Origin of the sequence: Oculatella sp. LEGE 06141 (genome assembly GCF_015207605.1) — a bacterium.
Taxonomy (GTDB): domain Bacteria; phylum Cyanobacteriota; class Cyanobacteriia; order Elainellales; family Elainellaceae; genus Oculatella.
Genome location: NZ_JADEWO010000057.1, coordinates 1 through 13249, shown reverse-complemented (window position 1 = coordinate 13249; position 13249 = coordinate 1). Strand labels below are relative to the sequence as shown.

The 13249-nt window shown below is 53.4% G+C and carries 11 protein-coding genes; 3 read left to right on the top strand and 8 right to left on the bottom strand.

Annotated elements, in window-relative coordinates:
- Nucleotides 1–12: 12 nt before the first annotated feature.
- The 3 genes from lpxC to purC all read right to left on the bottom strand — a co-directional run bounded on the left by lpxC (nt 13) and on the right by purC (nt 4256).
- A complete protein-coding gene (lpxC, locus tag IQ268_RS25915) occupies nt 13–921 on the bottom strand; it encodes a UDP-3-O-acyl-N-acetylglucosamine deacetylase (protein WP_193885281.1) in 909 nt (302 codons plus the stop codon).
- A gap of 69 nt (nt 922–990) precedes the next feature.
- Nucleotides 991–3372, bottom strand: a complete 2382-nt coding sequence (locus IQ268_RS25910; RefSeq protein WP_193885279.1) for a BamA/TamA family outer membrane protein — start codon at nt 3370–3372, stop codon at nt 991–993.
- Between the two features lie 149 nt (nt 3373–3521).
- Complete coding sequence (gene purC / locus IQ268_RS25905; RefSeq protein ID WP_193885277.1) at nt 3522–4256, bottom strand: phosphoribosylaminoimidazolesuccinocarboxamide synthase; 735 nt, start codon at nt 4254–4256, stop codon at nt 3522–3524.
- Between the two features lie 604 nt (nt 4257–4860).
- Between purC and IQ268_RS25900 the strand changes: the two genes are divergently transcribed.
- Nucleotides 4861–5103: a hypothetical protein gene (locus IQ268_RS25900; protein WP_193885275.1), complete on the top strand. Its 243-nt coding sequence runs from the start codon at nt 4861–4863 to the stop codon at nt 5101–5103.
- A gap of 403 nt (nt 5104–5506) precedes the next feature.
- Nucleotides 5507–6700, top strand: a complete 1194-nt coding sequence (locus IQ268_RS25895) for a metallophosphoesterase (protein WP_193885273.1) — start codon at nt 5507–5509, stop codon at nt 6698–6700.
- A 30-nt stretch (nt 6701–6730) separates the two neighbouring features.
- Here the strand turns inward: IQ268_RS25895 and IQ268_RS25890 are convergent, their stop codons facing one another.
- From IQ268_RS25890 to IQ268_RS25875, 4 genes are all read right to left on the bottom strand, one after another.
- Nucleotides 6731–8116 carry a serine/threonine-protein kinase gene (locus tag IQ268_RS25890; RefSeq protein WP_193885271.1) on the bottom strand — a complete coding sequence of 462 codons (1386 nt, stop codon included), beginning with the start codon at nt 8114–8116 and terminating at the stop codon, nt 6731–6733.
- A 79-nt stretch (nt 8117–8195) separates the two neighbouring features.
- Nucleotides 8196–9578: a serine/threonine-protein kinase gene (locus IQ268_RS25885; protein WP_193885268.1), complete on the bottom strand. Its 1383-nt coding sequence runs from the start codon at nt 9576–9578 to the stop codon at nt 8196–8198.
- Nucleotides 9579–9709: 131 nt separating this feature from the next.
- Complete coding sequence (locus IQ268_RS25880; RefSeq protein WP_339383584.1) at nt 9710–10570, bottom strand: M15 family metallopeptidase; 861 nt, start codon at nt 10568–10570, stop codon at nt 9710–9712.
- 9 nt (nt 10571–10579) lie between these two features.
- Nucleotides 10580–12400 carry a polysaccharide deacetylase family protein gene (locus IQ268_RS25875; protein WP_228035735.1) on the bottom strand — a complete coding sequence of 607 codons (1821 nt, stop codon included), beginning with the start codon at nt 12398–12400 and terminating at the stop codon, nt 10580–10582.
- Between the two features lie 95 nt (nt 12401–12495).
- Between IQ268_RS25875 and IQ268_RS25870 the strand changes: the two genes are divergently transcribed.
- On the top strand, nt 12496–12747 hold the full coding sequence (locus IQ268_RS25870; protein WP_193885266.1) for a hypothetical protein: 252 nt from the start codon (nt 12496–12498) through the stop codon (nt 12745–12747).
- A 19-nt stretch (nt 12748–12766) separates the two neighbouring features.
- Here IQ268_RS25870 and IQ268_RS25865 read toward each other — a convergent pair.
- On the bottom strand, nt 12767–13249 hold a 483-nt coding region (locus IQ268_RS25865), incomplete at its 5' end, for a fasciclin domain-containing protein (RefSeq protein WP_193885264.1).

Sequence of the window (13249 nt, the reverse complement as noted above, 5' to 3'; positions counted from 1 at the left end):
GGCTTGAGGCCATCAAACAGACATAAAAGCCTGAGCCAGGAGCTGAGTCAATTGCGTGTGCAAATGATGGCTTGCTTTATAAGCAATGATGTGAGCTAAGGGAAATAATCCTAGCAGACTTAAATCCCCTACTAAGTCTAAAAGTTTATGACGCGCTGGTTCATTTGAAAATCGCAACGGCGGATTAATCCATCCGTCTGTTCCACAAACCAGGGCATTTTCCAGACTACCACCCTTGATTAGCCCCTGTTGCTGTAAGTGTTCTACCTGATGCGCTAAGCCAAAGGTACGAGCTGGGGCGATCGCCGTTGAAAATGGCTCACTGGCAGGCGACCAGCTATGCCACTGATTGCCAATAGCGGCCACTTCAAAGTCGATTCCGTAGGTGAACCGCAGCTCTGGTGCCGGTAAAGCCGCCACAAACGCATCATCATGGGCAGAACGCACCCAAATCGGTTCGTTCAGGGTAAAAGACGAACGCGGTGCGGGTTGCGGCACTATTCCAGCTTGGGCGATCGCCTCTACCCACTTCAGGGCTGAACCGTCTAGCAGCGGCACCTCTGGCCCGTCAATTTCAATTCGAGCATTATCTACCCCCATGCCGCTGAGCGCCGCCAGCAAATGCTCTACCGTACGCACGGATGCCTCACCCTGCGCCAACTCGGTTGACAGCAGCGTTTGCCGTACCCGATCGATGCAAGCAGGGATAGGGGGCGACTCTGGCAAATCAACCCGAACAAAGGAACGACCGTGCCCAACGGGGGCAGGTAACACCCGCACCTGCGCCAACACGCCAGCATGTAAACCAATCCCCGATCGTTCAAACGGGGCGGCCAGCGTATGTTGCCCATCCGCTAACAATCTAGAGCTTGGGTCGGTCTGGATCGCTGCACCCTGATCCCGGACTCCTAATCCGCTCATGCCTGACGTTCCTTGCACTTCACGCTTAATTGGTTTCTCCCTCCAGCCTAACGGGTCATCGCTCGTTCGTTAAAACCGTTCGCCGACCCCAAAGTGCAATCGGCCATCTCCCTGGTCGTTAACACCGTAGTCAATCCGAATTTGACCTAAAGGCGATTGCACCCGTACCCCCAAACCGACACCAAAGCCCGAACCGGGTTTACCGCGAACCTCGGCGGGGGAACCGGGCACATCCTCTGCCGTTCCTAAATCCGTACCAAAATCGGCAAACAGGGCACCGCCCACAATGGAGAAGATGGGGAAACGATATTCAACCGTAGCCAGGGCAAAGCTGCGACCACTGCCAAGATCGCCAGAGTCGTATCCTCTAACGGAGTCGGTGCCACCCAGCGCAAAGGCTTCGTAGGGGGGCAAGTCTCCCAGAATGGTGCCAGCCTGAACGTTAAAGGCTAAAGTTTCAGCCCCTTCGGTAAAGTTAGTGAAATCAACCGGGATGTAGTAGCTGTAGCTTGCTCGCAACCGGTTGAAGATAATGCCATCAATGGGAAGAGACTGCTCTGTACTGAAGCGCAGCACCGAACCACTGGTGGGAGTGAGGGTACTGTTGCGCCGATCTTGCACGGCGGCTAACTGGAGCAACAGCAAATTGTCTCGCCCGTCTTCGTTGAAGCTGAGCAAGTTCCCCAGTTCGTCTCTCGGTGTCACTTCACCATCGGCATCGGTAACGGTCACTCGCTGGAACTGCAACCCAGCCGAGGCGCGCCATCCCTCTAACCCAAGCCATTCGTCAAGCGGACGGCTAAAGCTAACCCCTCCGCCCAAACGGTTCACCCGGGGTCGATCGCCATTCTCCAACTCAACCTCGTTTTCACCCCCATCAAAGATGAGCGAAATCGAGCGGCGGTTGAAGGCATTGACGGTGTAAGACGTACGGTATGGGTCGGTGGCAATCCAGGGATCGGTAAAGCTTAAGTCAAATAACAGTTCCCGTTCACCCACCTGCACCTCAGCCGCTAGCCGCTGGTTGTTTCCACCCAGGTTTTGCTCCTGAAAACTAACCGTGCCAAACAAACCGCTGGCCGAGCTGAAGCCAACCCCCGCAGCAACCGATCCCGTGTTGCGCTCAATTACGTTGACGACCACGTCCACCTGACGCGGATCGGTACCTGGATTCAGCGACACGCGCACATCTTCAAAAATGCCTAAGCCAAACACGCGCTGCAAATCGCCCTGAATTTGCTGCTGGTTGAACACATCTCCCGACTGCGACTCAAACTCCCGCGTGACGATAAACTCTCGCGTTTGCCCCTGCACCGGGGTGCCATCCTCGTTGGTCGGTTGCCCTTCCCGGTTGAGGAAGCGCACCTGAATGTCTTCAATTACCCCTTCTGCAACGACTAATGTAACGGTGCCATCGGGGGATACCTGAGGGACATCAATCACCTGGGCCAGCACGAACCCATTTTCTTGATACACCTGGTTCAGTTGCTCAATGCCAACTTGCAGGTCGCGCAAATTGAGCGTGGTGCCATATTGGTCGGCAAAGATGCTGTCTACCACCTGCGGTACAGACGTTTCTTCTCCCTGGTATTGCAAGGTTTCAACTTGCGATCCCTCTAGCTGAACGTCTTGCAACACGGGGTTAACTTGCACAATAAAGGCGACCCGCACCCCAAGTGGGGTATCTTCTGGTACCGCCTGAACGTTTGAAAAGAAGCCCGTGGCGAAGATCGCATTGATGTCTTCTTGAAGTTGCGATCGCGTTGTGGTTCGCCCCGGTTGAGTTTGCGCGGCATTATAAACAATGTTGAGCAACTCGTCGCTGAGTTCTCCCTCTACGGCTTCTACAGCAACCTCAGAGACTAAAACGCGAGGTTCTTCTGCTTGAGTGGCTCCCGGTTGAGTTGGTTGAGTTGGTTGAGCAGGAGGCGCAACGGTTCCATCGGGCAGCGGCGGCGGTTCGTCTAAAACACCATCATCGGGAACGGGCTGCGCCTCCGGTGGCGTGGTTGGTTCCGGCAGGTTGAACTCAATCTGCGGCGTACTGGGTTCTGGTGCCGTATCAAACTGAATGCGATCGGGCGACCCTTCAAGCGGTGTTTGCGTTCCTGGAGGTGGCGTTGCCGGATCAATCTCAGATGGCAAATCCAGCGGTTGCGGCGGCTCAGTTGGTCGCGCGGGGGGCAACGGCTGCTGAGCGGCATCGGGCACGGGTTCAATGGCTTGAGCCAGAAACTCAGACGAGAACCATTCAGGTTGGACTGGTGCAGGAGCAACCGTTTGCCCCCTACCCTCAGCCTCAGCCGATCTCGGTTGACCTGCCAAACCTAAATGATTTGAGTTCTCAGCTTCAATATCTGCTGAGTTCGGCGCTTGTGCCTTGGCAGGATTCGATAAACCAAGCGTTGCAGAAACAGTGAAGACTGCCAGCAAAACAGGAGAGAAACGCATACAGAGTAAATTGTTTGGCACTTCCACACACCACCTGACTTACGGCAGTAAGTCAACGAAACAGAGAACTGAGTGAATCGAGAAAACCGAAATCGAGTCGTTTAGGGTGAACGGAGCAATTTTACAGCATCGATCGCCCTTCTCATCTTTTAACTCTGAGCAGTTTGTGCCAGCACTCGCTGAAGCACCTGCTGGTAAGCTGATTCAACATCACCCAAATCGCGGCGGAAGCGATCTTTATCCATGACGCGGCGGTTTGGGTCGGGGTCAGCCTGATCCCAAAGTCGGCACGTATCTGGACTAATCTCATCCGCCAACAGGATTTGCTGCTCTCGATCCAGACCAAACTCCAGCTTGAAGTCTACCAGGGTGATGCCGCACTTTTGGAAAAACTCGGAGAGAACACGATTCACTTGAAGCGCTTTGGCACGTAGCTGATCCACTTGTGCTGCGGTAGCCAGATCGAGCAAAAAGAGGCGATCGAGCGTTAGCAACGGATCTCCCAGAGCATCGTTTTTGTAATAGAACTCGACCAAGGGTTGCTCCAGTACCGTGCCCAACTCCAATCCTGTCTGTTGACAGAGACTACCGGCTGCAATGTTCCTGACGACGACTTCCAGCGGCAAAATGGTGACCGCTCGAACATGCATCTCGTTGGCCGTAGGGCGGTCTACGAAATGAGTCGAAACGTGATGCGCCTCTAAAAGCTGAAACAAATGGCTGGAGATGGCACAGTTAATCTCACCCTTGCCAGCAATGCTGCCTCGCTTTTGGGCATTGAAGGCAGTGGCATCATCTTTAAAGTAAGTGAGCAAGATCTCTGGATCGTCAGTCGTATAAAGGATCTTGGCTTTACCTTCGTACAGTTTGTGACGGGCAGTCATGAACGGCTAGGGTGGCGTACAGCAAAGAATCCAAAAGCAACGACGAGCAGGTTAACGGCAACCATTCCCCCATTCCCCGCTCGGCGCAGCACTTTGGTTTAATCATTCTAGCGGTCTAAGGTGACGGATTTGCAGCGCTTTTGCAGAGGCAGGACGGGTGGCTAATCCAAAAAGAGGCGTTTCCGGAACTGCTTCAACTTTCTTGACAAAAATTAGATGATGCGAAAAAGAGGGGCGAAACAGCGGAATGCCTTAATGCCACGTTGTTTTTTATAAACAGGCGAAACAGCAAAAAGCCGTAATTGTATTGTTGACTACAAGTAGTAAATTGCCTATCGGGTGAAATTGCGGAAACGAAGCAAGTTAACCATCGCCAGGATCAGCGATCGCCACCACGATCATACCGATGGCACTGTTGTAGATTAAGCGACAAGAGCATACAAGCCTGAAGTTCTCAACAGAACAGAGTTCCAACGCTGCTGAACCTGTCCCAAAACCTATCTTAAGGCAGACGAGCATCCTTTGTATTTTGGTTAAACGTAGGTTAAGCTTAGGTTAAGTTGATTCTGCCCTGCTCTTTTTATGCTGCTTTTCGGAGAAGAACATGACACCAGCCGATCGTTCCAATTTTTTGTACCCCCGTAGCCGCTACCACGGTCAGGTTAAGCCTGAGAATCTCGTTTTTAATGCTAATTTACAAGAGTTTTCTCAACGGGTCAGCTTGATTACCGGGCTAGAAACCAACGGCAAGCTATCTCCACAAGAATCGTTTGAGCAAATTCGTTCCCTTTGGAAACAATTAAAAAAATCGAAAAAGCAACTCGGCATTGGCGACGAACCTTTCTAGTTGCCACCAGTTAACCAGACTGCCTTTCAACGGAGTAGCGCAACCCGATCAGAAGTAGCGTTAGCTGTTCCCGGTAATGCAGTTCAATGGCCTGATCCGCAAACAGTGGTAGATGTCCGATCTACCACTGTTTTTTTGCTTCTGATAATAGGGCTTGGCGATCGCCTCGATGCAACCTATCCCGATTCAGCCAGACATTCAGAGTTGGATCACGATCGCTCGCAGAGCAGAAGCGGACACCCCGCACTGAGATCAACGTCTTTGCTTAAGGGCTAAATTGTTGGTTGAATTGAGAGGGCAGATTGCAGCGCGATCGAATTGAGGAAATCTCGTCTGCGTCAGTCTGACCAGTGCCATCTCAATCATCTAGTGGCTCCTCTCTCGTTCAGTTGTGGAATGGATTATGTCTCTAGGTCGCCGTCAGTTTTTAGTGTTGCTCGGCTCGGTCGGCGGGCTTGGCGCATCAACCCTGGTTCACCGCTTCAGGGCAGATCGCTCGACCAGTGAGTTAGCGGCATCCCCTTCTGTACCTGCGTCTCCGCCTTCAGCGTCCCCCCAGGCCACACCAACGTCCAACGTCCTCCAGCAAGCAGGGCTGATGAATCCCCCCAGAGGTGATGCGCGGATTGTGGTGATTAGTGACCTCAACGGCGAGTATGGTTCAACCACCTACGATGCAGAAGTTAGACGAGCCATAGAGCTGGTTCCCGAATGGCAGCCCGATATTGTGCTGGCGGGTGGGGATATGGTGGCGGGTCAAAGTAAAAACCTGTCGCGATCGCAAATTCAAGCCATGTGGGCAGGGTTCGATCGGGCGGTGGCTGCACCGCTACGGCAGGCAAATCTGCCGTTTGGGTTTACGATTGGCAACCACGACGCGTCACGGGCGATCGGCCCTAATGGAGCAATTTATCAACAGGAGATTGAGCTGGCAGCGGCGTATTGGAACGATCCGGCTCACGATCCGGGGTTAGAGTTTGTCGATCGCTACAAGTTTCCCTTTTATTACACGTTTCGCGAGGGTGAACTCTTTGGCCTGGTGTGGGATGCGTCCAGTTCGTTGCGGATGCCAGCCGATGAACTGGCCTGGGTGGAGCGCAGCTTGGCGAGCAATGCGGCTCAAACGGCTCGGTTGCGGCTGGTGATTGGGCATTTGCCGCTGTATGCCGTTGGGGTGAACCGCGATCGCCCCGGCGAAGTGCTGGGGGATGCAGATGAATTACGGGCACTGCTAGAGCGGCACCGCGTTCACACCTACATCAGCGGACATCACCACGCCTACTATCCGGGGCACCGGGGCACGCTAGAGATGCTACATGCCGGAGCGCTGGGGGGAGGGCCGCGTCAGTTACTCAATAGTCCTCTGCCGCCGCGCAAAACCATTACCGTGGTTGATGTTACGTTAAGCAGCGCTTCAACGGTTTACACAACGTTTGATATGCAGGCAATGCGGCTGATCGACCAGCAAGAGCTGCCGCGTTTAGTGGTGGGGAACAACGGCGTGGTCTTCCGGCGGGATGTGAACTGGAGCGATTTATCGCCCCAGGAGCAAGCGACCTGCATTCAAGCGCATTCAGCGGCAGTATGTCAGGCTTGAAGGCAGGTTAGATAGAAATGGGTGATGTGGCTAGAAGTGCGACGAGTTGCGGCGATCGCGGCGATCCTGCTGCTTCAGCTTAGTCCAGCGATTGAGTCCCAACCATTCTTCTAACTCTTCAATCAGCCATATCCGTTCCACAGTGGCGATCGGGTTGCTGGTAATTTTGCGCGTCCATAACTCAATCGTGATGCCTTTAGCTGCACCGCCTACCTTGTTTTCCTGCTCGCAAATTTTGCTAATAGTAGCCGTTTTGCCTCGATGCCGCCAGTAGCAAACACCAAACAGCTTGCGCCGCATTTCAAAGTTGTGGCGATCGAAATAAAAATGCGTTTGTTCTAACACCGGGCGCAGCAAATCCAGCACGGTTACACCTGAAACCCCCAGCAGCAAGCTGATCCACCAGATATCTAACCGATGGATTAGCACCTGATAGTATTGCGGCAAATAAAACAGCAGGGGAATAAATAATCCTGTCAGGAACAAAACGCGGTAGGCTTTGCTGCCGCGCCGGGGTAATTCAATTTCCAGGTAGTTGGCAGATTTCTTAATCTGAATTCGGCTACCGTTGGGCTTGGGGTTAGTAATAGGAGGGCTGAGGGCATGTCGTTCCTCTAGTGCCGTCAAGGCATCCTGAGCCGTCACAAAGCGGTTAAACACATGTGGTTCCGTTAGTTTGCTAACCCAGTGGATGAAACCCAAATCGAAGCTGACGTAATCGCCAAACTGAATCCGGCCATCGTGCTGAGCCAAATCCGCCGGAGCCGTTCCGGTGAGCAGATGAATTAAGGTCGCACCCAGAGCATACAGATCTGAGGCAGGAACCGCCCGCCCACCAAACTGCTCCATCGGCACGTAGCCATAGGTTCCCACAACCGTAAACGTGGCTCCCTCTAGCAGGGCTTGATCTTGCACCGCACCAAAATCTACCAGATAGATATGGCGATCGTCTCCCAAAATCAGATTGCTTGGCTTGATGTCACGGTGCAAAACAGGCGGGTCAACCGTATGCAAATAAAGCAGAATGTTGAGAACATCAACCGCAATTTGCTGAACCTGCTCTTCTGAAAAGCGGTGCCCCTGGTCTAACAATTGCTGCAACGATTGCCCTGAAATGTAGTTTTGCACCAGCGCAAACCAGGGAAACCGAGAACCGGGATGGCGATCGATCACAAAATAATCTCGATAGCCGGGAATACGAGGATGATTGAGATGTTGCAACACCTGAGCTTCACGCTCAAACAGCTTGCATTCATCCCACTGCATCTCTGGACTCAGCGCCAGCAGTTTCACCACAACCCGCCCATCAGCATCGGTGCTTAAATCGTCGGCCAACCAGGTTTGGCGGCTCGCATCCTGCCCTAGCTTTTCTTTGAGTTGGTATCGCTGTTGTAATACTTGCTCCGATCGCAGCATCGACTCACTCAACTATGGAAACAGCGTTTCTCTTACAGCTTGCCAAATCTTGGCGGTTTAAGGGATGGTGAAACCACCCTTAAAGCAGTTTCTTAGGCGATGAATAGTGATCTGAGAAGGGCGGTTGGGGCTGTAACCCCAGCCAACTGTGCAGTTCGGCAATGAGCCAGCGGCATTCGGCTCTAGTGAGAGGTGGATCTAAGCGCCCAAAGGAGTATTCTTGTACCCCGGCGGAGAGGGTCACTTCTGGCGTGTGTTTGTCGATGATTCCGGTTACTTCACCTTGCAAAACAGCGTCAATATCAGCGACTCGACCCCGTTGCCGCTGCAAACACAACCCAAACAAAATCCACCGAATTTCAAAGTGCTGGTAATCAAACCGCACCAGGGTTTCGCCACAGGCAGGCAGAGTATGCCAGATGGCGGCACCCAGACCCGTTAGCAACCAGAACCAGCCAAACACAAACCAGCCAGACGTATTTAGCTCGATCGCACTGCACAACAGCAGCCACACGGTTAAACCAAACCAAACGGGCAGCTTTGCCAAAATCAGGGATTGACGCGATCGCCTCGGAATTTTGATCGCCAGATAGTTGGCAGCTTTGCGAATCTGGATAGGAGTAGAAAGCGGCTCTATGTCCTTGAAATCGACTACGGCGATCGCCGCTTGATTGGCTTGCAAAGCTGCCAGCGCATCCTCCGCCGAACGAAAGCGGTATTCCAGGTTGGGGTCGGTGAGGTGTTTGAGCCAGCGCACGAAACCCGGATTGGCATAGATGCGATCGACAAACTGGAGCCGTGCATTATCTTGGGGCAGATCTGCTGGGGCAATGCCCGTTAGCAAGTGAACCAGGGTGGCACCTAGCGCATACAGATCGGAAGCGGCAGTAGCTCGACCGCCAAACTGCTCCAGGGGAGCATAGCCGTAGGTGCCAACCACTGTAAAAGTGGCTCCCTCCGCTGCCGCCCGGTCTTGAACGGCTCCAAAATCGACCAGATAAACCTGCTGATTGTCACCCCAAATTAAGTTGCTGGGTTTGATGTCGCGATGCAGCACCGGAGGACTGAGATGGTGTAAGTAGCTCAAAATCGCCAGCACTTCAGCAGCAATTTGACGGGCTTGAGCTTCATTAAGCCGCTTTCCCCTGGCTAGCCGCTCCTTTAGCGATACACCCGGAATATAGTCTTGAACCAGGCAAAACCAGAGAATCTGGTCGTCAATGCAAAAATAATCTCGGTAGCGAGGAATCTTGGGATGGTTTAGCTGTTTAAGGGTTTGGGCTTCTCGTTCAAATAGCTTGAGGTTGTCCCACTCAACCTGGTCGCTAAAGGCCAGCAGTTTGACCACAACCTGTGTTTGGGAGGTCACATCTTGCGCCAACCAGGTTTGCCGACCGGCACTCTTGCCGAGACGCTCTATCAGCCGATAGCGATCGCGAAGTAACTGTTCGACTTGCGTCATGCCCTGTTTCCGTAACGGCAAGAAGCCCTCAATGAAGGGCTTCTTGTCATCATGGTAGATCGCCGTTGTGGTTCGTTGCTGCGATCGCCGTTGATATGAGTTCGAACCTGGCCTCTGGCGCTAAAACCGCCTTAGAAACTGCGAGCCAGGGCAAAAACCCGCGCTGCGTCTGATGAGCCAACAAACCGCCAGTGCCACGGCTCATAAATTACACCCTGCGGGTTATCTGCCGGGAAAGACATCTCGTAGCCAAAGGACTGAGCATGTTGGCTGAGCCACTGAAAGGCTTCCGTTTGCCCAAACGAGAGGCTAACATCGCGCGCCCGCGCCAATCCATCGGCCAGGTCAACCGCCAACCCGGTGTGGTGTTCGCTATACCCCGGAGGAGCGACCGCTGTGGCTGCCGCCTGCCGGGAACCCGCTTGCTGCACTTGCAGTTGAAACAGCAGATCTTGCCGCTCCACATCACGAAACGCCGACACGGGCACAATCCAAACGCCATCTGCCCGAGCCGCATCCAGCAGCTTCATCAGTGCCAGCCCTGCTTCTGGGGTCAGGTATTCAAACCGCTGCTCGGTGCCCTGGGAATAACTGCCAATAGGAATAAGCTGATCGCGTGCTGCTTCTGGATAGGGAAGATGCCCAAAGTTGGGCGAATCGGCAAGGTTGGCCGGAAGGGTCGTCGTGGCGATCGAGACGGGAGGCACGGAAACCACAGGCTGAAACTGGCGAGAAATAGACATCAGAGCCGTGTGAGCCTGGTTTAGCGAGGTTTGGGTGGTGATGTGGGCGATCGCCTGATGGGTCAAAATCAGCGTTGCCCCAATCACCCCTGCTAACCAGAGTAGGCCCCACTCTAAAGAGAAGCGAGACAGGCGTAAACGTCGCTGTAACGGTACGAGCGATCGCCAAATACCTGGTTTTGCCGCAACCGTTACCGTTACCCTGGCGGGTGGCGGGTGCTTTGGTGGGGAGCACGGTTCTGATGCCACAGCACCTCCTCAGGGGTCAATCCGGGTTTGAGACACCAGGGCACAGGTTGAATCCAATGCGTTGTCGGGCGGCACCAGCGCAACAACGTGAGGCACCGGGCGCGGCTCATAGCTCACTAGAGACTCCCCTTGATAGGCCAACGAGGTACTGGCTCCGGAATCGAGCATGACCACATCTCGCAACCCGGCTCGATTTAACCGTTTCCCCAGTGTGATTGAATCCACCCGATCAACCGAGATCCCAATCACTGGCTGACCAGCATGATTCATACCCCAAAACGCCCGATGGCGCAGGGCATCAAAATCAAACAGGCTACCAAATGCGGTGGAAGACTGAGGTTTGCCGTCTTTGACCAACCAGGCCGCTGCCACAAAAGCATCGGTCACGCCTGGAAGCTCGGCTTCAAAACCCTCCACGGTGTTGTGCTTTTCTGGGGCAAATGGAATAAACCGCACCGCCTCCGGACTAATTAGCACCAACGGTCGCCCTTTGAGCTTGAGATTTTCTCCCGGATTGCCCGGAACAAACTCGCCAGAACTCTGGCTTAGAACGGGGCCAATCATCACATTAGAGTCAAGATATTTCAGCGAAAAGAATCCGCCATCTACAGCAGCGACGGTGTTAGTGTTGGCAATGATTTCGGGCACCTGATAGCGGCTGTTGGCATGAATGGTGACAGGGCGACCCCCTGAAATCAAAATCAACGGGGTGTCGTCAACCGTGAGCCGATTCAGTTGGACGGGTGCTTCAAAGTTAAAGCGATTCCCCCAGGGTGCCAGGGGTGGCCCGCCATAGGCTTGGGAGACGACGCTTTCCAGTCTGGATTGCCCAATTCGTTCAATGCTGAGTAAGTCTTGTGACTCGTTGGCAAACTGGTCTTCCGCATCGTCCATCGTTAGCGCCGAGCGGTAGCCAGCTCGCTGCACCCACTGCTTGACGCGATCGTCATACTTGCCTTCGGGATAAACAAAGTGCCTGATTGAAATCCCAAGCTCGGTTTCGAGAATGCGTTTTGATTCAACAATTTCGCGTCGCAAGGCAGTATTGGACAATTCGCTGAGATCGCGCGGATGGTTGACGCTGTGGGAGGCGATCGTCACCAACGGATCGGCAGCCATTTCTCGCAGTTGTTCCCAGGAAAGACTCGATCGGCCTAACTGTTTCCCAACTTTGGCGGTATAAATGGCAAAAACCCCAGGATAGTTGTATTCCTTGAGCAGCGGATAAACGTATTGATAGTGCCCCTCATAGCCATCATCAAAGGACAGCAAGATTGGCTTCTCTGGCAGTGGAATGCCCGTTGAAAGGTGAGACACCAACTGATCCAGGCTAATAGGGGTTAGCCCATTCTCTTGAATCAGGCGAAGATGCGCTTCAAACTCGGCGGGTGTGACATCAAAGAACACCTCTTTTTCCGGCAAGATGTCGTGATACATCATCACCGGAACGTTAGCCAATCGTGCCTGCTCATGAATATCTGGAAACGGACGAGCCGCAAGAGAAGCGGCTAAGGCAGGGCCTAGCGTTCCAACCAGGGAATCTAGCCCTGTTTCGGGACTCACAACCCAATCTACTAATTGAGTGATGCTGTCTGACGTTAACGTTGCCGGATTAGCTGCCGGAGTGCAGGCCATTCCCGGTGTTAGGGGTTCGTCAGCAGGAACAGACATAGAGTAGGCTGGCGTTGCCGACAGCCCCATTGCTGCCCATAGCGGAACAGTTAAACCAACAGATAGTTGTTTCCTCACCCACACAGACGGGCTAAGGCGTTGGTGGGAACGATCGCCCCAAATCAACTCCAAACAAAATGCCCAACGGAACCGCTTCATACCGATTGGTGTTATGAAGATTACCGATGTTAGATGTAGCCGATTTTGAGCCAATTGTCAGGTCTTTTAGAAAACACTCATCAAAATAGTCAGAAATGATAACCAAAGCCGCTGATTCAAAGCAGGAGCGTGTTTTATTCTCTGCTCACTCTTTTTTAGCCACATGGGGAAGCGTGTTTCTGGTTGGTTGCCCTGCTCATCTGGCTCGGTTGGCATCCAGTGCGGTCTATCCCCGTTCCCGACCCTTTTATAACCTATTTTTTATCCTCCGACACCTCAAGCAAAAGGAGCCAGTTTTTGCGTTCTGGCTCCTTTTGGGTGCTGTTTTAGTGCTGCTGCGACATTAGCAGTGAGGGCGATCGCCTCCTATTGGAGGGCTTCAATTTGCTGCCGCAAGTCTGGGGGAATCATGACGCGATTGACAACATGAACCACGCCGTTTCCTGCCTGAATATCGGCACGAACCACGCTGCCGTCGTTAACAACAACCCGTTCTGGCGTGACTCGAATAGCCAAGCCACCGCCTAAGGTCGTTAACGCGCCGGTGGTTAGTTCATCAGAGGTCAGCTCTTCTGGCGCAACGTGATAGGCCAGCAGTTGGCGTAGCAGTTCGCGGTTTGCGGGCTGTAGTAATCGGTCTAACGTCCCTGGCGGCAATGCTGCAAACGCTTCGTCGGTGGGAGCAAAAACGGTATAGCTACCGTCATCTTGCAGTGCATTTGCTAAACCTGCGGCTTCAACCGCTTGAGCCAGGGTAGCAAATGAACCGCTACTGGTCGAAAATCCTTGCAAAAGCTCGGTTAAAGACTGACTGCTGGCATCTTGCGGTAGGGTTGTGGGGGGTTGGGT